General features: G+C 60.7%; 22 protein-coding genes. 13 read left to right on the top strand and 9 right to left on the bottom strand.

Going from position 1 to position 20,934, the window contains the following annotated elements; translation table 11 throughout:
• Positions 1-8: 8 nt before the first annotated feature.
• Both QP994_RS02305 and mptB read right to left on the bottom strand, forming a co-directional pair.
• Positions 9-974 (bottom strand): ABC transporter ATP-binding protein, encoded by a 966-nt coding sequence (locus QP994_RS02305; RefSeq protein WP_284865232.1) that lies wholly within the window; start codon positions 972-974, stop codon positions 9-11.
• A gap of 6 nt (positions 975-980) precedes the next feature.
• Complete coding sequence (gene mptB / locus QP994_RS02300) at positions 981-2,627, bottom strand: polyprenol phosphomannose-dependent alpha 1,6 mannosyltransferase MptB (RefSeq protein ID WP_284855566.1); 1,647 nt, start codon at positions 2,625-2,627, stop codon at positions 981-983.
• An 88-nt stretch (positions 2,628-2,715) separates the two neighbouring features.
• On the opposite strand from mptB, the gene QP994_RS02295 reads away from it, so the two are divergent.
• The 10 genes from QP994_RS02295 (at position 2,716) to QP994_RS02250 (ending at position 11,511) form a co-directional block, all read left to right on the top strand.
• The gene (locus QP994_RS02295) at positions 2,716-3,420 is read left to right on the top strand and encodes a helix-turn-helix transcriptional regulator (protein WP_284865231.1); all 705 of its coding nucleotides are present in this window, start codon (positions 2,716-2,718) and stop codon (positions 3,418-3,420) included.
• Between the two features lie 31 nt (positions 3,421-3,451).
• Positions 3,452-4,858, top strand: coding sequence for a Fe-S cluster assembly protein SufB (sufB, locus tag QP994_RS02290; protein WP_284865297.1), 1,407 nt, complete (start codon positions 3,452-3,454; stop codon positions 4,856-4,858).
• 3 nt (positions 4,859-4,861) lie between these two features.
• Positions 4,862-6,040, top strand: a complete 1,179-nt coding sequence (gene sufD / locus QP994_RS02285) for a Fe-S cluster assembly protein SufD (protein ID WP_284855564.1) — start codon at positions 4,862-4,864, stop codon at positions 6,038-6,040.
• Between the two features lie 66 nt (positions 6,041-6,106).
• Positions 6,107-6,862 (top strand): Fe-S cluster assembly ATPase SufC, encoded by a 756-nt coding sequence (gene sufC / locus QP994_RS02280; protein ID WP_284855563.1) that lies wholly within the window; start codon positions 6,107-6,109, stop codon positions 6,860-6,862.
• Between the two features lie 79 nt (positions 6,863-6,941).
• The gene (locus tag QP994_RS02275; protein WP_284865230.1) at positions 6,942-8,204 is read left to right on the top strand and encodes a cysteine desulfurase; all 1,263 of its coding nucleotides are present in this window, start codon (positions 6,942-6,944) and stop codon (positions 8,202-8,204) included.
• Positions 8,205-8,268: 64 nt separating this feature from the next.
• Complete coding sequence (gene sufU, locus QP994_RS02270) at positions 8,269-8,724, top strand: Fe-S cluster assembly sulfur transfer protein SufU (RefSeq protein ID WP_284865229.1); 456 nt, start codon at positions 8,269-8,271, stop codon at positions 8,722-8,724.
• 9 nt (positions 8,725-8,733) lie between these two features.
• Positions 8,734-9,138, top strand: coding sequence for a metal-sulfur cluster assembly factor (locus tag QP994_RS02265; RefSeq protein WP_284865228.1), 405 nt, complete (start codon positions 8,734-8,736; stop codon positions 9,136-9,138).
• 77 nt (positions 9,139-9,215) lie between these two features.
• Complete coding sequence (locus QP994_RS02260) at positions 9,216-9,530, top strand: hypothetical protein (RefSeq protein WP_284865227.1); 315 nt, start codon at positions 9,216-9,218, stop codon at positions 9,528-9,530.
• A gap of 2 nt (positions 9,531-9,532) precedes the next feature.
• Positions 9,533-9,847 carry a type II toxin-antitoxin system PemK/MazF family toxin gene (locus tag QP994_RS02255; protein WP_284865226.1) on the top strand — a complete coding sequence of 105 codons (315 nt, stop codon included), beginning with the start codon at positions 9,533-9,535 and terminating at the stop codon, positions 9,845-9,847.
• Positions 9,848-9,882: 35 nt separating this feature from the next.
• A complete protein-coding gene (locus QP994_RS02250) occupies positions 9,883-11,511 on the top strand; it encodes an ABC-F family ATP-binding cassette domain-containing protein (RefSeq protein ID WP_284865225.1) in 1,629 nt (542 codons plus the stop codon).
• Here QP994_RS02250 and QP994_RS02245 read toward each other — a convergent pair.
• Positions 11,508-12,242, bottom strand: coding sequence for a glutamine amidotransferase-related protein (locus QP994_RS02245; RefSeq protein WP_284865224.1), 735 nt, complete (start codon positions 12,240-12,242; stop codon positions 11,508-11,510). The two genes, QP994_RS02250 and QP994_RS02245, sit on opposite strands and share 4 nt — an antisense overlap.
• Positions 12,243-12,271: 29 nt before the next feature.
• On the opposite strand from QP994_RS02245, the gene QP994_RS02240 reads away from it, so the two are divergent.
• Positions 12,272-12,505, top strand: coding sequence for a hypothetical protein (locus QP994_RS02240; protein WP_284855557.1), 234 nt, complete (start codon positions 12,272-12,274; stop codon positions 12,503-12,505).
• Here QP994_RS02240 and QP994_RS02235 read toward each other — a convergent pair.
• The 4 genes from QP994_RS02235 to QP994_RS02220 are packed head-to-tail and all read right to left on the bottom strand — an operon-like array spanning position 12,502 to position 15,408.
• The gene (locus QP994_RS02235) at positions 12,502-13,089 is read right to left on the bottom strand and encodes a hypothetical protein (RefSeq protein WP_284865223.1); all 588 of its coding nucleotides are present in this window, start codon (positions 13,087-13,089) and stop codon (positions 12,502-12,504) included. The two genes, QP994_RS02240 and QP994_RS02235, sit on opposite strands and share 4 nt — an antisense overlap.
• A complete protein-coding gene (locus tag QP994_RS02230) occupies positions 13,082-13,723 on the bottom strand; it encodes a MerR family transcriptional regulator (protein ID WP_284865222.1) in 642 nt (213 codons plus the stop codon). Before QP994_RS02230 ends, QP994_RS02235 begins: the two co-directional genes overlap by 8 nt.
• A gap of 40 nt (positions 13,724-13,763) precedes the next feature.
• The gene (locus QP994_RS02225) at positions 13,764-15,134 is read right to left on the bottom strand and encodes a PFL family protein (RefSeq protein WP_284865296.1); all 1,371 of its coding nucleotides are present in this window, start codon (positions 15,132-15,134) and stop codon (positions 13,764-13,766) included.
• Between the two features lie 4 nt (positions 15,135-15,138).
• The gene (locus QP994_RS02220; RefSeq protein ID WP_284855553.1) at positions 15,139-15,408 is read right to left on the bottom strand and encodes an ACT domain-containing protein; all 270 of its coding nucleotides are present in this window, start codon (positions 15,406-15,408) and stop codon (positions 15,139-15,141) included.
• A gap of 162 nt (positions 15,409-15,570) precedes the next feature.
• Between QP994_RS02220 and QP994_RS02215 the strand changes: the two genes are divergently transcribed.
• Both QP994_RS02215 and QP994_RS02210 read left to right on the top strand, forming a co-directional pair.
• Positions 15,571-16,653, top strand: a complete 1,083-nt coding sequence (locus QP994_RS02215) for an HNH endonuclease signature motif containing protein (RefSeq protein WP_284865221.1) — start codon at positions 15,571-15,573, stop codon at positions 16,651-16,653.
• Positions 16,654-16,663: 10 nt separating this feature from the next.
• On the top strand, positions 16,664-17,332 hold the full coding sequence (locus QP994_RS02210) for an NAD(P)H-binding protein (protein WP_284855551.1): 669 nt from the start codon (positions 16,664-16,666) through the stop codon (positions 17,330-17,332).
• Here the strand turns inward: QP994_RS02210 and QP994_RS02205 are convergent.
• Together QP994_RS02205 and acnA are read right to left on the bottom strand one after the other, a co-directional pair.
• Positions 17,321-18,046 (bottom strand): glutamine amidotransferase-related protein, encoded by a 726-nt coding sequence (locus QP994_RS02205; RefSeq protein WP_284865220.1) that lies wholly within the window; start codon positions 18,044-18,046, stop codon positions 17,321-17,323. The two genes, QP994_RS02210 and QP994_RS02205, sit on opposite strands and share 12 nt — an antisense overlap.
• Positions 18,047-18,126: 80 nt before the next feature.
• A complete protein-coding gene (acnA, locus tag QP994_RS02200) occupies positions 18,127-20,907 on the bottom strand; it encodes an aconitate hydratase AcnA (protein WP_284865219.1) in 2,781 nt (926 codons plus the stop codon).
• Positions 20,908-20,934: the final 27 nt, after the last annotated feature.

The following is a 20,934-nucleotide window of genomic DNA, read 5'->3' as shown; positions in this document are numbered from 1 at the left end:
GATGATTCCTAAGACCTCAACTCTCGTCCGGTGATATCTAAAAACACGTCCTCCAAGGTGTGGGGCCGCACGCCCAAGTGCTTGATCAGCACGTTCTGACGTGCCGCTTCAGTTGCCACCGAGGCGATGATCTGCGGGTCGGCGGCTGTATCAAGCCGATACACCAACTCTTCAGCAGACGGTTTGAGCTCAGCTGTTGATGATTCCGCCACCGCCTCCAAATCCAATGGTCGATCTGTGTGGAGTTCGAGGGCGGCAGGTGAGGTGCCGTCGATAAGCTCTGTGGGCGTGCCTTCGACGAGCAGCGACCCATGATCAATGATGGCTACGTAATCCGCTAGGGATTCGGCCTCATCCATGAGGTGCGTGGTCAAAATGACAGTGACGCCATCGCGTTTCAACGCGCGAATGAGATCCCACACTGCGCGACGCGATTGGGCATCCATGCCGGCAGTGGGCTCATCGAGGAAGATCATCTCCGGACGACCAATGAGCGCGAGTGCTAAAGACAAGCGCTGCTGCTGGCCGCCGGAAAGACGCCGGTAGGTCGTCTTAGCCACACCTTCAAGCCCCAGGACCTCCATGAGCCACGCGGGGTCCAGTGGGTCCTTGTTGTAGGAGGCGGTGAGATCCAGCATCTCTTTCACGCGGATGCCGGAATAAGACCCGCCACCTTGCAGCATGATGCCGATGCGCGAACGAACTTCCTCCGGTTGGCGCTGCGGATCAAAGCCAAGCACATTGATCTGGCCGGAGGTGGGGGTGGTGAAGCCCTCGCACATCTCAATCGTGGTCGACTTGCCGGCGCCATTGGGCCCAAGCAAAGCGAAAACCTCCCCGCGACGAGCGGACAGGCTTAAGTCGTTGACAGCAGTCTTAGGGCCGAACTTTTTAGTCACGCCCTCGATGAGCAGTGCAACTTCATCGTCAGACAACGAGCGTGACTGGGTTGGGCGAGAAACAGGTGCATTCATCGCACATCAGTCTAGGACGCGCGGGCGACGAAGCTTTAACCACACGATGACCAGAACAGCAAAGGTGAGCGCGGCAACGACTGCCATCGAGTAAATGACGGCCACTGTCGCTGGCGGCAAGGCGAGACCACGCGGCAACACGAGGAATGCAAAAACCGACGAATATATGGCCACACCTGCACGGAAGAACGTCCGGTTTGCCCACGCAGCAAGCGGCATGATGCCCCACAACGGGTACCACGGGTGCACGACGGGGAACAGAATGACCAACACGAGCGTGGCCACACCTAGCCCCCCAACGGGGTCAATCGTGCCCTTATAGGTTGCGAACAACATGCGTGCACAAAACGCCACAGCGACGAGCAGCGCCACCGTACGTGTGACGGTGAGCATGGCTACCGAATGATCCCCGAGGCCGAGAAGTTCGCCGAAAAAAGACGCGGCAAGACCGATGTCCGTGCTCAAAGACAGCCAACTGCGGATTGTTGCCGCACCCCCTTGGCCCGTGACCCAGCCGAGTCCAATACTCGTAGCCACGGTAATAACTGCGATGGTGCCCACCATGATTGCACTTTTCAGAACAGTTGCGCCCGCGATGCCGCGTACTCCGCCCCAGCGTCGCGCCAATGCCATTCCCACAAATCCGAGCGCCATAAACCCGGTGACTTTCACCATGCCAGCACAGCTGATCAGGGCGCCAGAGACAATAATCAAGCTGATTCCGTGCGCCGTACTGGTATCAAGCCGCTCAATTCCGCGCAGACCCAGCTCAAAACCAACGAGCAAAATGCCCATCATGATCGCCTCATTGTGAATGCCACCAATGAGGTGCAGAATCACCAGCGGGTTGAGCACGCCCAGCCACACCGCGACAGGGCCACTCACATTGCAGCGACGTGCCAAGGCGACGATGCCCCAGGCCGCAGCAGCCACGCCAAGAAGCGAGACCAGGCGGTGGCAGACCACGCCCCAAAAGATTGAGTTGCCGGTGAGCATAGAAATGCCTGCGGAAATGGCTAGAGCCACAGGACCGTACGGGCTCGGGGACTCCGCCCAAATGAACGGGACTGAACGCGCCAGTGGATTCTCACTCCCCAGCAATTCCACCGGCCCCGCGGAGTAAGGATCCAGCCCCTGTGCCACAATCGAGCCTTGCGCGAGATAGGAATAAATGTCCTGGGTAAATAGGGGAGCAGTGAACACCAACGGCAGGACCCATACGCCGAACGTGCGCAGCAACAGTGGCACACCCACGCGCGCACGCCCGCCATCCGCGCCCACAAATGAACCCATCAGGAGCCACGCCAGAACCAGGAAGCCAACGCCAAGCAGCACAATGCTTGACGACGCCACCATCATCCTCCCCATCAGCGCCCCGAAAGGAAAAGACCCATAGGGGTTATTCACCACCGGTAATGCACCAGCGCCGAGTCCGCCAAGACCGATGAGCAAAGTGCCCACCATGCCGAGGATGCGCAGAATCTCAAAGCGGTTGCGCTCCGCAATACTGGGGGGCAGTGGGGTCGTAGCGGACGTACCAGCAACTGTGCCGGCATGGAGCTCGGCTGAACGAGAACCGGGTTGCCCAAGGCGTGGCAATTCGCCAGTGAAGCGATACAGCTTCCGCCTTGGGGTCTCACGGTCCGTTTTCACAGGAAGCAGTCTACAAAACAGTGAAGGTTGAGGTCCGCACCGATTAAAGGCACACTAGTGTTGTCTAAAGGAGAGATCAGGAGGAGAGATGAACCAGGTCGCGCGATCCACCGACGGGGTGACCCGTGGGCGCATCATGTCGGCCATACTCACCTCCGCACCTGTGACAGCTTCACAGCTGGCGAAGGACATTGGGATCTCACCTGCTGGCGTTCGGCGCCACATAGACAAGTTGCTTGAGGAAGGTCTCGTTGAGCATAGCTCTCAGCCGTCCCGTTCCACCGGGAAGGCAGGGCGTGGTAGGCCAGCACAGCACTACCAACTCACTGAATCTGGCCGTGACAGCTTCGGCAGCGGTTACGACGAGTTGGCCCTAGAAGCCTTCGCGGCCGTCGAAGAAATCGGCGGGCGTGAGGCAGTGAAGAAGCTGGCCCGTAAACGAGCCGAGAAACTGCTCGGAGCCCTACGTAGTAAGCCACAGGGCGAGATCGCCGACGTGGCCAATGACGTAGCGGACACAATGGCAGCCCAAGGCTACGCAGCTGAAGCAAACCACGTAGGCTCGGGAATGCAATTGTGTCAGCATCACTGTCCGGTACACGCTGTTGCGGCGGAGTATCCGGAAATCTGTGAAGCAGAACACGAGCTGATTTCGGAGCTAGTGGGGTCCGCCGTCGCTCCCTTGGCCTTGATAGCCAATGGGGATGGCGTGTGTACAGCCCACATCAGCATGATCGAAAGCAGCACCTTTGCTGGAGGAACCACAATGGAAAGGAGCGGAGGACGTGACTAGCAGCACTCCCGCACCCGGCCTTGAAAGGCCGATGAATGATGATGAGATTATTGCGTCGATGGGCCCGTATAACTACGGGTGGCGCGACTCTGATACGGCAGGTGAGAATGCCCGCCGTGGTCTCGATGAGGATGTAGTTCGCTCCATCTCTGCCGCTAAGAATGAGCCGGAGTGGATGTTGGAGCAGCGCCTCAAGGCACTGGACATCTACAACAAGAAGCCGCTACCGAACTGGGGCCCGGACCTGACCGGCATTGACTTCGACCAGATTAAGTACTTCGTCCGTTCCACCGAGAAGCAGGCCACCAGCTGGGAAGACCTGCCGGAGGACATCAAGAACACCTACGACCGTCTGGGTATCCCGGACGCAGAGAAGCAGCGCCTCGTTGCTGGTGTCGCTGCTCAGTACGAATCTGAGGTTGTCTACCACAAGATCCGTGAGGACCTTGAGGAGCAGGGCGTGATCTTCGTGGACACCGATACGGGTCTGCGTGAGTACCCGGAGCTGTTCAAGGAGTACTTCGGTTCTGTCGTTCCGGCTGGTGACAACAAGTTCTCCGCACTGAACGCTGCCGTGTGGTCCGGAGGATCCTTCATCTACGTTCCGAAGGGCGTGCACGTGGAGATCCCGCTGCAGGCATACTTCCGCATCAACACCGAGAACATGGGTCAGTTCGAGCGCACCCTCATCGTTGTGGATGAGGACGCATACGTGCACTACGTCGAGGGCTGTACCGCCCCGATCTACAAGACGGACTCCCTGCACGCTGCGGTGGTGGAGATCATCGTGAAGAAGAACGCACGTTGCCGCTACACCACGATCCAGAACTGGTCCAACAACGTGTACAACCTGGTGACTCAGCGTGCCCGCGCCGAGGAAGGCGCCACCATGGAGTGGGTCGATGGCAACATCGGCTCCAAGGTCAACATGAAGTACCCGGCCGTCTGGATGACCGGCCCGAACGCTCGTGGTGAGGTCCTGTCCGCTCAGTTCTGTGGCGAGGGCCAGGTGCAGGACACCGGTGCAAAGGTCGTCCACATGGCGCCGAACACCTCCTCCAACATCGTGTCTAAGTCTGTGTCCCGCAATGGTGGTCGTGCTGCCTACCGTGGTCTGGTGCAGATCAACGCGAATGCGAAAAACTCCCACTCCAACATTGAGTGTGACGCGCTGCTGGTGGACAACATCTCCCGCACGGACACCTACCCATACAACGACATCCGCAATGACCACGTGACTCTGGGCCATGAGGCAAAGGTGTCCAAGGTGAGCGAGGAGCAGCTGTTCTACCTCATGTCCCGCGGTATTTCTGAGGAAGATGCGATGGCCATGATCGTGCGTGGCTTCATTGAGCCGATTGCGAAGGAACTCCCAATGGAGTATGCACTCGAGCTCAACCGTCTTATTGAGCTGCAGATGGAAGGATCGGTTGGTTAAACAATGACTGAAGCACCCGCAAAAAAGAGGGTCGGAAACGCGACCTTCCACGACAACAAGGGCGATCTTTTCGCCTCTTACGACGTCAACGACTTCGAGGTCCCGCAGGGCCGCGACGAGATCTGGCGCTTCGTGTCCTTGCGTCGTCTGCGTGGCCTGCACAACGGTACTTTCGCGCCGCAGGGTGAGGCCCAGGTCGAGGTTGCAGCACCGGCTGAGGTGACTGTGGAGAAGGTCGACAGCGATGACGCGCGTTTGAAGACCACGCCCGCACCAGTTGACCGCATCGCTGCACAGGCCTGGACCTCCATGCCGCACGCGACCGTCGTGACTGTTCCGGCGAACGCGGACATCGCTGAGCCGATCGTCATCACTACCACCGGTGCTGGCCTGGATGTGACCACGTTTGCTGGTATCCACATTGAGGTAGGGCAGGGCGCTCGCGCGACCTTCATCGTGCAGTACACCGGTTCCGGTACTCACGCTGACAACGTCAACTACAACATCGGTGACAACGCGCACGTGTCTGTCATCGTTGATGGCCAGTGGGCAAATGATGCCGTTCACGTCGGTGCGCAGAGCATCGTCGTTGGCCGTGACGCTGTGCTGCGCCACACCGCCGCTAACTTCGGTGGCGAAGTTGTCCGCAACACCCCGCGCGTGCGCTACGCCGGCTCTGGTGGCGACGCTGAGCTGCTGGGCGTCTACTACGCAGACGACGGCCAGTACATTGAGAACCGTCTCTTGGTGGACCACAACCACCCGTACTGCCGCTCCAACGTGCTGTACAAGGGCGCACTGCAGGGCGACAAGTCCTCCAAGCTGCCCGATGCACGTACGTGCTGGGTGGGCGACGTGCTCATCCGCTCCAACGCATCCGGTACTGAAACCTACGAGGCGAACCGCAACATCGTGCTGACCGACGGCGCACGTGCGGACGCCATCCCGAACCTGGAGATCGAAACCGGCGACATCCCTGGTGCTGGCCACGCCGCCACCGTTGGTCGCTTCGACGAAGAGCAGCTGTTCTACCTCAAGTCCCGCGGTATCCCGGACGGGGAGGCACGCCGCCTGATCGTTCGTGGTTTCTTCAACGAGGTGCTCAACCGCATCCCAGTTGAATCTGTACGCGACGAACTGATCAACCGCGTCTCCGGCGAACTCGAGCAGGTGAACCTGTAAGGCCGCACCCGCGGCCCCACAGGGGATCAACGACAGACAACACAGGTAAGTAGAAAGAAAGAATCTATGTCCACTCTGGAAATTAAGAACCTCCACGCATCTGTCCTGCCTCTCGAGGAGGGACAGGACCCGACCCCGATTCTCAAGGGCGTCAACCTGACCATCAAGTCCGGTGAGACCCACGCCATCATGGGCCCGAACGGCTCCGGCAAGTCCACCCTGGCCTACACCCTGGCCGGTCACCCGTCCTACGAGGTCACCGAGGGAGAGGTGCTTCTCGACGGCGAGAACATCCTCGAGATGGAAGTCGACGAGCGTGCCCGCGCTGGTCTCTTCCTGGCCATGCAGTACCCGGTTGAGGTCCCTGGTGTGTCCTCCTCCAACTTCATGCGCTCCGCTGTCACCGCTGTTCGCGGCGAGGCGCCGAAGCTGCGCGAGTGGGTACAGGAGCTCAACCAGGTGCGCGATGATCTGAAGATCGATCCGTCGTTTAGCGAGCGCTCCGTGAACGAGGGCTTCTCCGGCGGCGAGAAGAAGCGCCACGAGGTCATGCAGCTCTCCCTGATGAAGCCGAAGTTCGCTGTCATGGACGAGACTGACTCCGGCCTCGACGTTGACGCGCTACGCATCGTCTCGGACGGCATCAACCGTTACCAGGAGGAGACCAATGGCGGCATCCTCATGATTACGCACTACCAGCGCATTCTGAACTACGTGCGCCCGGATCATGTGCACATCTTCGACGACGGTGTGATCAAGCACACCGGTGGTTTCGAGCTGGCTGAGAAGCTCGAGGCCGAGGGTTACGAAGCATTCCTGTAAACCCTTCCAAACGGCCGGCCACGTATTTCGCTGGCCGTTTCCTTTTTCCTATATCCCACATACGCGAGAACCGAGTTCTATGACTGAGTACGTTAATCCCGATGGATCCTTGAACACCGACGCTATTCGCGCGGAGTTCCCAATCCTGTCGCGCACCGTGCGTGATAACACGCCGTTGGTGTACCTGGATTCGGGTGCGACGTCGCAGCGACCGGAGCGAGTGTGGCGTGCGGAGGAGGAGTTTGTGCTTCACACCTTCGCACCGGTTCACCGTGGCGCGTATCAGCTGGCCGAGGAGGCCACCGATGCGTACGAGTCCGCGCGCGGCAAGATCGCGGCATTCGTGGGGGCCCAGGATCATGAGATCGCGTTTACAAAGAATGCGACGGAAGCACTCAATCTCGTTGCTTTCACGCTTGGCGACGATCGCGCTGGCGACCTCTGCATCACCGCCGAGGACACAATCGTGGTCACCGAACTTGAGCACCACGCGAACCTGGTGCCGTGGCAGGAACTCGCACGACGCACCGGCGCCAGCTTGAAGTGGTACGGGTTGACAGATGACGGGCGCATTGACCTGGAGTCCCTCGAGTTGGATGAGACCGTCAAGGTTGTTGCCTTTACGCACCAGTCCAACGTGACGGGTGCCGTCGCTGATGTCGCGGAAATGGTGCGCCGTGCGAAGGCTGTCGGCGCGCTCACCGTGTTGGATGCGTGCCAGTCCGTGCCACACATGCCGGTGGACCTGCACGCTCTTGACGTGGGCTTTGCGGCGTTTTCCGGCCACAAGATGTGTGGTCCCTCCGGCGTCGGTGTTGTCTACGGTAAGGGGACGCTGCTGAACCAGCTGCCACCGTTTTTGACCGGTGGCTCCATGATCGAGGTTGTCCGCATGGATGGTTCCACCTTCGCCCCGGCACCGCAGCGCTTTGAGGCGGGCACGCAGATGACCAGCCAGGTCGTTGGTCTTGGTGCTGCCGTTGATTTCCTCCAGGAGATCGGTATGGACAACATCGCCGCCCATGAGCACAAGCTGACCGCGTATGCGCTGAAGCGTCTTCAGGAGATCGAAGGGCTGAAAATCACCGGGCCTCTTACAGCAGAGCAGCGCGGGGGCGCCATCTCCTTTGTGGTCGATGGAATCCACCCGCACGATCTCGGCCAGGTCCTAGATTCGAAGGGTGTGTGCATCCGCGTGGGCCACCACTGCGCATGGCCAGCACACCGCGGGCTGAACGCGCAGTCCACCGCGCGCGCCAGTTTCTACCTGTACAACACCACCGAAGAGATCGACGCGCTGATTGATGGCATCGAGGCTGCCAAGGAATTCTTCGGTGCCTAGCGCCGTTGAAACAAGGTAGAACTAAAACTAACCGTTTAAAGGTCAAGGCAGAAGAAAGAAGAGCATGAACCTAGAGGCGATGTACCAAGAGGTCATCCTCGACCACTACAAGAACCCGCAAAATGCGGGCCTGCGTGAGCCGTATGAGGCGGAGGTTCACCACGTCAACCCCTCTTGCGGTGATGAGCTCACGCTGCGTGTTCACCTGTCGCCGGATGGCAACACAGTGGAGGACATCTCGTATGACGCGGAGGGGTGTTCGATCTCTCAGGCGTCGACAAGCGTGCTCACAGAAGAAGTGATCGGCCTGCCTGTTGCTGAGGCGATGAAGAAACTCGACGCTTTCGAAGAGATGATTACCTCTAAGGGTGAGAAGGACGGCGACGCCAACCTCATCGGCGACGGCATCGCGTTTTCCGGCGTATCCAAATTCCCCGCACGCGTGAAATGTGCGCTGTTCGGCTGGAAGGCCTTCCAAGCGGCAACGAGCGACGCGATCACGAACCTCGAGAAAAACTAGGAGACACACATGGCTACCGACAACACCGACACCACAAGCCAGTCCAACTTCGACGGGCCCGGCGAGCGCCCTGAGCAAACCGAAAAGCAGATCCAGATTGCTTCCGATGTTGCCGAATACCTGCACGACGTCATCGACCCCGAGCTGGGCATCAACGTCGTTGATCTCGGCCTTGTGTACGACATCTGGATCGAAGAGGAAGGCGACAAGAAGACCGCCATTATCAGCATGACGCTGACCTCGCCGGCGTGCCCCCTTACGGACGTCATCGAGGAGCAAGTTGAAAACGCCGCTGTTGGCTCCGGCACCGTGGATGCCATTTCCCTCCACTGGGTGTGGATGCCACCGTGGGGCCCGCACATGATCACTGAGGACGGCCGCGAGCAGCTGCGCGCACTCGGCTTCGCCGTCTAGCTTCCGCCTTTTTAGCGCCGCACAATCTGCAGCAAAAACTGTTGCACATTGTGTGGCGTATTTTTTATGATGAAATCATGACTGCTTCAACCACCCGCAAATCCGTTGCCTTGACTGCCGGCGACCTCGACGTTGTTCAGCGCATTCGGGAGATTGGTAGCCCTGAACGCGACTATCTCGAATCCACTCTTGGTGAAATGCCGGTGAATCTTTCGGAATCTCAAGCGATCGCGGAACTGGTTGCGCTGGGCGCGCGTTCCGTGAGGGAGCGGGCGCTCGATTCTGCCTATGAGGCATACGCGCAAGAGCTTCTCGCTGAGGACGAAGAGTTTAAAAGTGCAGCCAAAAATCGTCGCCGAACCCGCGCTGATCGACGTGAGAATGGGTACTGAGCATGACATTTCTGCGGGGGCAGATCTACTGGCTCGATCTTGGATACGGAGAAAAACCGTGGATCGTGGTTTCTAATAACTCGCGCAACCGGGCCCTAGGGAGTGCACTCGTTGCGCGAGTGACCACTTCACACAAGCCACCGTTGCCAAGCATCGTCGAGCTCGATAGCCAGGATCCTGTAGTTGGTTCCGTTATTTGCGACGATATCGAAACAATCTATTTCGATGATGAGCCACGCTTCGGCGGGGCAGTATCGCTTGAAACTCTCAAACGAATTAATGCAGCGTTGCGCGTTGCCTTGGGGTTGGCCACTTAATCAGCGTGCAGTCGGCGCCGGTACACTGACCCGTTGTGATTGTCACCAACGACCTCGAAGTCCGCGTCGGCGCCCGGACCCTTTTGAACGCCCCCGGCCAGCACCTGCGTGTGCAGCCGGGGGATCGCATTGGTCTTGTCGGTCGCAACGGTGCGGGCAAGACCACCACGATGCGCATCCTGGCGGGGGAGACCGAGCCATACGGTGGTTCCGTGACGCGTTCCGGGGAGATTGGGTACCTGCCGCAGGATTCGCGCGAGGGCAATATTGAGCAGTCTGCGCGTGACCGCGTGCTTTCGGCACGTGGGCTTGACCAGCTGCGGTCCTCCATGGACCGGCAGCAGGAGATCATGGAGACCGAAGAGGGCTCCAAGCGCGATGCCGCGATTGCCAAATACTCCCGCTTTGAGGAGCGTTTTCAGGCCCTCGGCGGGTATGAGGCCGACGCGGAGGCCGCGCAGATCTGCGACAATCTCGGGCTGCCCGCGCGTATTTTGGACCAGCCACTCAAGACCCTGTCCGGTGGTCAGCGCCGTCGCGTGGAGCTCGCACAAATTCTCTTCGCCGCCAACGACGGTGCGGGCAAGTCCAAGACCACTTTGCTTCTCGACGAGCCCACCAACCACCTCGACGCCGACTCCATCACCTGGCTCCGCGATTTCCTGTCCAAGCATGAGGGCGGACTCATCATGATCTCCCACGACGTGGAACTGCTCGAAGCCGTGTGTAACAAGGTGTGGTTCCTCGACGCCGTGCGCGGGGAAGCGGACGTGTACAACATGGGCTTTGCCAAGTACAAGGATGCCCGTGCGCTCGACGAGGCACGTCGCCGGCGCGAGCGCGCCAATGCGGAGAAGAAAGCATCCGCCTTGCAGAAGCAGGCCGCCAAGCTCGGCGCGAAGGCGACGAAGGCTGCTGCTGCGAAGCAGATGCTTGCCCGTGCGGATCGCATGATGAATGAGCTGGATGAGGTGCGGGTGGCGGACAAGGTGGCGTCGATAAGCTTCCCTGAGCCCGCACCCTGTGGAAAGACCCCGCTGTTCGGCAAAGGTTTGACCAAGATGTACGGCTCGCTGGAAGTCTTCGCGGGTGTGGATCTGGCGATTGATAAAGGCTCCCGCGTGGTGGTGCTAGGCACAAACGGTGCCGGTAAAACGACGCTGCTTAAGTTGCTGGCAGGCGTGGAGCGCACCGATGGTGAGGGCGGCTTGGTCACCGGCCACGGCCTGAAGCTCGGCTACTTCGCCCAGGAGCACGACACGATTGACCCCGACAAGACCGTGTGGGAAAACACCATTCAAGCGTGCCCCGACGCCGGCCAACAGGACCTGCGCGGGTTGCTCGGCGCGTTCATGTTCTCCGGCGAGAAGCTCGAACAACCCGCCGGGACGCTTTCCGGCGGTGAGAAAACCCGCCTCGCGCTCGCGACCCTCGTGTCATCGCGCGCCAACGTGCTGCTTCTCGACGAGCCCACCAACAACCTCGACCCCCAATCCCGCGAACAAGTGTTGGATGCCCTGAAGACCTACACCGGTGCGGTTGTCCTCGTCACCCACGACCCCGGCGCGGTCAAAGCTCTGGAGCCTGAGCGCGTGATCATCATGCCGGAGGGCGATGAGGACATGTGGAGCGACGACTACATGGAAATCGTGGAGTTGGCCTAGCGCGCGTAGCGGGCGGCGAAATTAGCCAGGATGGCGTTGTTGGCGGAGTAGTCGTAGTCGTAGCCTTTCGCGATCTGGGATTCGAAGGTCTCTGTCGACGTGTACCCGTGGTGGGCGTAGAGGCGGAGGCGGAACTCGAGGGCTTCCGCGGTGAGCTCCGGATGGAACTGCGTGGCGTAGACATGCTGGCGGACGCGGAACATCTGGGTGGGGCAAGCCTCGCCGGTGACAAGCGTGGTGATGCGCGGGTCCTCCGGCATCTGTGCGATCGCTTCTTTGTGTCCGACGATGGTGTCGAACTGGACGGGTGTGTCACCCAGGACGTCGTCGTGCTCATTGGTACGTGACACCGTGACTGGGCCAGCTTCCTCCGCATACTGGTCCGACAAACGCGCACCGATCGCCGTGCCAATCGCACCGATGCCGTAGCACGCACCGAGCAACGGGAAATCCCGGTCAATGCACTCCGCGACTAAGGTCCCGATTTCCCGTTCCACGCGCAGCTGCAACGGGGACTTCATCAACTCCATGTTGTTGAACGGGCTGCCACCGAGCAGTACTGCCGAATAGTCGTCTAGGTTCACCTCGCCGAGTTCGGTTTGGTCGAGGCGACGTTGCTCGATGGAGGAGGCGCGGAGAAGCATGGCATTAGCGAAGCTCTCGAGCTCTTCCGCAGCGGCTTCATCTTCGGGACGCGTGCTCAACAGCAAAAACGGGCGGGGAGTGGTCACTCAAGTAAATCTAGACGATGATGGACTCTATGAACCCAATTGATTCACTCAAAGATGCCTGGAACTCCCTCAGCAAGGAAGAAAAGACAGTCGCCGGAATCTTCGGCGCACTCGACACCGCGCTCAAGGGCTACGCACTGTGGGACCTCGCGCGCACTGACGCCAACCGCCTCCGAGGCCCGAAATGGTTCTGGACCCCGTTCATCGGCGGTGTGAACACGATCGGGTGGGCGGCCTACTTCACGGTGGGCAAGAAGCGCTAACGAATAACCCCGCCTGAATAGAAGCGGACACGGCTGACCGGTTGTGTGCGCTTCTTTTGCCATGGGTAGGTGTCTTCGGCGGCGTCGATAGGCGTACGCAGAGTGAGTAGGGTGTCGGTGCCCGCAGGTCCACCGAGGGTGAGCTCCCCGTCGCTGACCACCGTCTCAGCAGCGTGACTGCGTGAGTGCGATTGCTTCGCGATGAGTTCCCGGGGGATGTCTGCGAAGATCTTCCGACCACGGCGAAGAACCACGCGTTCACTGTCAGAATAGGACGGGCGGATCCGCTCGCTTGCAATGAGCGCCCAGATGAACACAATGCCCCACACCGACAACAGCAGTGCGAGGATGCGGAGTGCACCTTCGGGTAACAGCAGGTGCACGACGACGATCTCGATAAGGATGACCACGGTGAACATGGCGACCAGCTGGAGCCGCCCGGGCTGGTGAGGAAGAGCCTCGGCGCTCGCCGGCACGAGCGTCTGGCCTCGGGCCCACCGCCAGAGGTCGCGGTAGAGGCTCCATTCGTACTGCGCCGCACGTATCGCCGGGTGACGGCGCACAAGCTGGAGCACCTTAGTCACGGAACTCACCCGCAAGCTTCTCCACGATATCCGGGGACTCGGTGTCACCAGCTGTTAGCGGAACATCGCCTGGTACAAGCGTGCCAGTGAGATCGCGCATGATTCCGCGCGGGAGAAGCTCCGCTAGCTTATCGACGTCCCCCGCCTCCCACGCCACCGCAAACTCGTCTGTTGCCTTGACGCAGTCGGGGTTGGCAAGGTTGGCACGTAGTTGATCCCATGTTGCGGGCGTGGCTACACCGGTGAGTGCCATGAGGTCGAAGCTCTCTATCTCGCCCCAGAGGAAATCAGTGTCGCCCAGCACTTCTAGCAAACGTGCGCGCACGTCTTCCGGCATTCCCAGGGGAGCGGCTTTCAGCGTGGTAAGACGCTCCCGTTGGCGGGTGAGGTGGGCAATCTGGGCGTCGATGAGGTCCAAAGAACGGTCGATGGCATTGGGAGAGTGGATGTGGGAGAGAGGAACTCCGGCGTCGATAAGCGCGCGGGCACGCAGTATCGCCGCGAGGTCGCGCACTGTGTAGTCGCGGTAGTTGCCCGGCGTGCGCGCGGGCTCCGGTACTGCTCCGGTTTCGTGCAAGTGGCGAATGGCGCGCACGGAGCAGCCGGCAGTGCGTGCAACGTCAGAGATCCTCATGCGGACATTCTGAACTATGACGCCACGTGAGGGTCAAGAGCTAGTTGCGGAAGCCGTGAACCGGGGCGGGGATGAAGCCGCCACGCTCGATGAACGGCGCGTTGCTCACCTGGTTCACGGGGATCACCGGCGCATAGCCGAGGAGGCCACCGAAGTTGACCTCGTCGCCAGGTTTCGTACCCGGCACAGGAATGAGGCGAGTGGCGGTGGTCTTGTGGTTCATCACGCCAATGGCGGCTTCATCAGCGATCATGCCGGAGATGGTCGCGGCGGTGGTGTCGCCGGGGATGGCGATCATGTCGAAACCCACCGAACAAATCGACGTCATCGCTTCGAGCTTGTCCATGGTGATCGAACCGGAGCGCACCGCGTCGATCATGCCCTGATCCTCCGACACGGGGATGAAGGAGCCGGATAGACCGCCGACGCGGGAGCAGGCCATCATGCCGCCTTTCTTGACGGCGTCGTTAAGCAATGCAAGCGCGGCAGTAGTGCCGTGCGTGCCCACTTGGTTTAGCCCCATGTGCTCGAGGATGTGCGCGACAGAATCGCCGACCTCGGCTGTCGGGGCGAGCGAAAGATCAACGATGCCGAACGGCACACCGAGCCGCTGCGCTGCGAGTGTGCCCACGAGCTGGCCCGCGCGCGTGATCTTAAACGCGGCCTTCTTGATCTCCTCGGCAACCTCATTGAGAGACTTGCCCTTCAACGGCGTGATCGCACGATCCACCACGCCCGGGCCGGAGACACCGACTGAAATCACGGTATCCGGCTCCTCAATACCGTGGAAAGCACCAGCCATGAAGGGGTTGTCACCCACAGCGTTCGCGAAAACAACGAGCTTCGCGCAGCTTATCGACGACCTCTCCGCCGTCAACTCTGCCGCCTCCTTCACCACCTCACCCATGATTTTCACTGCGTCCATGTTGACGCCGGCGCGGGAAGACGCGACGTTGACGGAACCGCAAACGAACTCTGTGTCGGACAGGGCTTCCGGGATGGAGGTGATGAGGCGCTCGTCGGCTTCCGTCGCGCCCTTTTCCACGAGCGCGGAGTACCCGCCGATGAAGTTCACGCCAAGCTCGCGGGCGGCTTTATCGAGGGCGTGGGCGATGTCAGCCGGGTTGCCCTCAACTCCCGCTGCGACAAGCGCGATCGGGGAGACAGAGACACGCTTGTTCACGATGGGGATGCCGAGTTCGCGTTCGATGTCCTGGCAGACGTCGACAAGCCGTGCGGCGCGCGTGGTCACCCGGTCGTAGACAGCCTGCGCAGTGGCAGCCATCGTGGAGCGCGTGCAGCCAATGAGCGAAATACCCATGGTGACGGTGCGGATGTCCAGGCGGTAGTCCTCGATCATCGAGATGACGTCGATAATGCTGGCAGACTTGAAGTTAAGTTCGTTGCCCATCGTGCTAGATCTCATTCATCGCGGTGAACAGGGCCTCGCTCTGGACGCGGATGTCCACGCCAAGGTCTGCGCCCACCGTAGTGAGCGTGTCCTGCAGCGCGGCAATGTCAAAGCCTTCTTCCGGCAGTGCAACGCGCATGATCATGGTGAAGAAATCACTCATGAGCGTCTGCGACAGGTCGACGATGTTGATGTTGTGGTCCGCCGCAGCCTGAGCGACTCCGGCGATGATGCCGGTCCGGTCCGGGCCGGTTGTGGTGATGATCGCGTACATGGTTTCCCATGCTAGACCCCAAACCGCCAGTCTACGACAGCGGGGCAGCAGGCGCGCGCGGTTTGCCGGAATCTGTGGATAACTTTCGCTGGTTCTGGAGTTATCCACAGGTTTTTGAGGTGGCCCTTTACAGCCGTTGGTGGCCGTGTCAGGGTGGCAGACATGAATGGTTTCGGAGAGTTCCTCGGCGCTGTCGCCGCTGGGGTGGACACCTTGGCGGGCTTTGACCGCCAGGCGGCGTTTGACGCCGGGGTGCAGCCGAAACGCGTGCGCGACTGGGCCAAGGTGCACGAGGTGTACTTCGGGTCGACGAGGTTGAAGCGGCAGCAGAGGGTGGGCGTGGCTAAGGCCCGCGCGAACCGTGTGTCCATGGACACTCTGATCCTGATCGAAGAGAGCACGAAGCTTATTACCGATCCCTTGGAGCGCTGGCGCCTCCGCCACACCCTGCTGGACGTGCGGGGCAATTATGAAACCGTGCGTCGGCGCGCGAAGGAGATCGTGCCAGCCGTGGAGCCGCCTCCGCCGGCAGATGGGGTCAGCTTCACTGGGTCACGCAGTACCAAGCGCACAATGATGGTGACGGGGCCGGAGCGCTTCATGGCTGACCTGGAGCACGCGATGAGTCAGGACATTGATCCTTCCCGGCCGCGGGGCCCACAGTTGTTTGAGGCGTTTAGGAAGCTAATGGAGTCCGGTGGTGGTGTTACGCGAGCCGTGCCGCGCCCGTTGGTGCTGGTGCCGTTGCCGGAGCACATCCGCATTGTGCGCCATGAGGGGGATGAGACGATCCTCGGTCTCACGGACGGCACCACAATGACTGGTGCGGAGTTCCTCGCTGCGTTCCACGGTGCTGACTTGGAAGTCGGTTTGTTCCACCCGCAGGAAGGCGCGGTGAACCTGTACCGCGGGCAGCGCTTGGCTAACCAGAAGCAGCGCGACTTAGCGCGGGCCGTGACGCCTACGTGTCCGGTGCCTGGCTGCCGGCACGGCGCAGATGCGTGCGAACTCCACCACATGACGGCCTGGAAGCACGGGGGAGAGACTAACCTGTCGAATTTGGTGCCACTGTGCCGCTATCACAATCGGGTCAATGACGATGATCCGTGGCGGCAGGCCCGCGGGCGCGTCGAACCGATCCGGGGTGCGCCGATCTGGGTGTCGCCCCGAGGCTATCCGGTGTTGAATGAACGTCACCCTTTTGGAGCGCTGCGCTCCCCCTTCGGCGTCCTCATTTTTCGCTAGCGTGGATGGCATGGAATTAGAGTTCACTCAGTTCGTTCTCGTCATTGGCGCTGGCGGAAAGGTCAGCCGGTTGAGCGTGCCGCTGCTCGTCGCGGAGGGGCACAAGGTCGCCGGCCTCGTGCGCAACCCTTCGCATGCGCAGCAGCTTATCGACGCCTCCGCCACCGCCATCGTCACCGACCTCACCCACCTGGACACGGAGGAGTGGGCGCGTCTTGTCACACCGTTTGATGTGGTGGTGTGGTCCGCTGGTGCCGGCGGAGGAGACCCGGAGCGAACGTATGCGGTGGATAGGGACGCCGCGCTGCGCCTGATCGATGCGCTGGAGGAATTGGGGGAGTTCGCACCGCGCCTGGTCATGGTGTCCTATGCGGGTGCCGCTCAGGCGACGGCGGAGGATGACGGAAGTAGCTGGTATGCGTATGTGGAGGCGAAGAAGGCCGTCGATAAGCGCCTGTTGGCGTCGGAGCTCGACTACATCATCTTGGGGCCAACGAGGTTGACCATGGAGCGCTCACGTGGCGGGCGAGCTGTCGATGAGCACACGGGCGCGGATTCGACCACGTCGCGTGAGCTCGTCGCGCAGGTGATTGTGGAGGCCGTTGGACGGGAGGCGATGCCGGCGAATCCTTTCGACTTCGAGGACGGGGACACCCCAGCGCGGGAGTTAGCGCTCTAGGCAGAATTCCGCGAAACGCTTCACGAGCGCGTTCGCCGCCGTGGTATCCACGCTGGGGAGGGCAGCGACGATGTTGTCGTACTCGTCCTGCGGGAAGTAGCCGTAGTCGTAATAGAAATCCATGCGCGTCTTCATTGCGGGGGCGTCCATCTCCGCGTGGAACTGCGTGGCCCACACGCGATCGCGGTAACGCAGAATCTGCACGGGGCACGAAGGGCCTTCCGCGAGCAACGTTGCGCCCTCGGGGGAGGCCAGTGGGTTTTCCGTGTGGCCTGTCAACGCGGTGAAAAGCTTGGGCAGGCCAGCCATGAGCGGATCCTCCTCCGCGGCAGGCAATGCGCTCACGATTGTCGGGCCCGAGTTCTCCGGATGGGAATGCCCCACCTGTCCACCCAAGTGGTGAGTGAGCCAGCTAATGCCGTAACAGACGAAGAAAACGGGAATGTCACCCTCCGCCAGTTCAGCGAGGATCTCATGAATATGCTTCTGCCACGGCGAATACTCCTCATTGGTGATGTTCAAGGAGCTGCCACCCACAAAGATGCCATTGATGCCGTCGAGGCTGCCCACCGTCGTCGTCTCGTCGGGGATGGAGCGCAGCTCGATGTCATCAGTGCTCAAACCGGTTGCACGCAACGTGTCGTGGTATTCAGCGTGGGACACCGCAGGGCCAATGGGGCCGTTGCGCAAAGACAGGAAAAGCAGTTTGGGCATAAAAGGGGATTGTAAGTGGGGGAACGTAGATAAGCGAAAAGCCGGCTCCCACAAGGGGAACCGGCCTTTAGCTATGCAGCTTAGTTCTTGACCATCTGGCGCAGAACGTACTGCAGAATGCCACCGTGGCGGTAGTACTCAGCCTCACCAGGTGTATCCACGCGAACCTTGGCGTCGAACTCAACCTTCTCGCCGCCGTCCTTCGTGGCGGTGACGTGGACAGTCTCCGGAATGGTGTCGCCCTCGTTGAAGGCGGTGATGCCGGTGATGTCGAAGGTTTCGGTGCCGTCCAGGCCAAGGGAAGCGTGGGTCTCACCCTCCGGGAACTGCAACGGCAGAACACCCATACCGATCAGGTTCGAGCGGTGAATACGCTCGAAGGACTCGGTAATGACAGCGCGGACGCCGAGCAGGTTGGTGCCCTTCGCAGCCCAGTCACGGGAGGAACCGGTGCCGTACTCCTTGCCAGCCAGGACGACCAGCGGGATGTTCTTCTCGGCGTAGTTCTGAGCAGCGTCGTAGATGAACGCCTGCGGTGCGCCTTCCTGGGTGAAGTCGCGGGTGTAACCGCCGGCCTCTTCCACCAGCTGGTTGCGCAGGCGGATGTTGGCGAAGGTACCGCGGACCATGACTTCGTGGTTACCACGACGGGAGCCGAAGGAGTTGTAGTCGTGGCGAGCCACACCGTTTGCATCCAGGTAGTTCGCAGCCGGGGTGCCCGGCTTGATGGAGGAAGCAGGGGAGATATGGTCCGTGGTCACGGAGTCGCCCAGCTTTGCCAGCACGCGTGCGCCTGTAATGTCCTGAACAGCCTCCGGCTGCTCCGGCATACCGTCGAAGTACGGTGCCTTGCGGATGTAGGTGGAGTCCTCGTTCCAGGAGAAGGTCTTGCCCTGCGGGATGTCGAGTTCCTGCCACTGCTTGTCGCCCTTGAAGACGTCAGCGTAGTCCTTCTCGTACATCTCACGGGAGATGGTGTCAGCGATGACACCCTCGATCTCGTCAGCGGACGGCCACACGTCCTTCAGGAAGACGTCGTTGCCGTCAGCGTCCTGGCCAAGCGGCTGGGTCTCGAAGTCGAAGTCCATGGTGCCGGCGATGGAGTACGCGATAACCAGCAGCGGGGATGCCAGGTAGTTCATCTTCACATCGGGGGAGATGCGTCCCTCGAAGTTACGGTTACCGGACAGGACTGCGGTTGCGGTCAGGTCGTACTCGTTGATCGCAGCGGAGATCTCGTTCGGCAGCGGGCCGGAGTTACCAATGCAGGAAGCGCAGCCGAAGCCGGAGAGGTAGAAGCCGACAGCCTCCAGGTCCTTCCACAGGTCAGCACGGTTGTAGTAACCGTCGACGACCTGGGAGCCCGGAGCCATAATGGTCTTCACCCATGGCTTGGCCTTCAGGCCCTTCTCAGCAGCCTTGCGTGCCAGCAGTGCCGCACCGACCATGACGGACGGGTTGGAGGTGTTGGTGCAGGAAGTGATGGCGGCGATAGCAACCATGCCGTGGTCGAGGGTGTACTCGCCACCCTGCGGGGACTCGACGATGACCGGCTTGGAAGCACGGCCCTCAGAGCCATCAGCAGCGGACTCGCCGTTTGCCGGCCAGGACTCGTTGTAGGAAACGGTCTCAACCTTCTCGGCGCGTACCGGCTCTGCGTGGCCGTCGCCAGCAGTGTTGTAGTCCGGCAGCTGCTTGCGGAAGGTTTCCTTGGACTCTGCGAGCAAGATGCGGTCCTGTGGGCGCTTCGGGCCAGCGATGGACGGCTTGACGGTGGACAGGTCGAGCTCGAGGTACTCGGAGTACTCGGCTTCCTTTGCACCCTGCTCGAGCCACATGCCCTGAGCCTTGGCGTAAGCCTCGACGCGGTCGATGGTCTCCTGGTCGCGGCCGGTGAGGTGCAGGTAGTTGATGGTCTCCTCGTCGATCGGGAAGATCGCACAGGTGGAGCCAAACTCCGGAGACATGTTGCCGATGGTGGCGCGGTTTGCCAGCGGAATCTCCTTGACACCATCGCCGTAGAACTCGACGAACTTCTGAACCACACCGTGGTCACGCAGCATCTCGGTGACGGTCAGCACCACGTCGGTAGCGGTCACGCCGACCGGGATCTCACCGGTGAGCTTGAAGCCGACGACGCGCGGGATGAGCATGGACACCGGCTGGCCGAGCATTGCTGCCTCAGCCTCGATGCCACCGACACCCCAGCCCAGGATGCCCAGACCGTTCTCCATGGTGGTGTGGGAGTCCGTACCAATACAGGTATCCGGGTACGCAACACCGTCGTTGTCAAAGACAACGCGGGACAGGTACTCGATGTTCACCTGGTGGACAATGCCGGTTCCCGGCGGGACGACGCGGAAGTTGGAGAAGTTCTCTGCACCCCAGCGCAGGAACTGGTAGCGCTCCTCGTTGCGCTCGTACTCAATCTCAACGTTCTTATCCAGAGCGCTCTCGGAGCCGAACGCCTCGATGATCACGGAGTGGTCAATGACCATCTCAGCCGGGTTCAGCGGGTTAACCTGGTCCGGGTTACCGCCGAGGGAGGAGACAGCCTCGCGCATGGTGGCGAGGTCAACCACACAGGGCACACCGGTGAAGTCCTGCATGAGGACGCGTGCCGGGGTGAACTGGATCTCAATGGACGGCTCTGCCGACGGATCCCAGTTAGCAATCGCCTTGATGTGCTCCTCGGTGACGTTCTTGCCATCTTCGGTGCGCAGCAGGTTCTCGCCCAGCACCTTCAGGGAGTAGGGGAGTTTCTCCATACCTTCGACTGCGTCGAGGGCGTAGTAGTCGTAGGACTTACCGCCGACCTCGAGAGTCTTCTTCGCGTTAAAGGAGTTCTTGCTCTCAGACACGTGAGCTCCGTTTCTCGTTGTCAAACT

The organism is Corynebacterium sp. MSK044, from assembly GCF_030232825.1.
GTDB lineage: Bacteria > Actinomycetota > Actinomycetes > Mycobacteriales > Mycobacteriaceae > Corynebacterium.
Note: the sequence above shows the minus strand (reverse complement) of the source record. Positions and strands in the feature narration are given on the sequence as shown.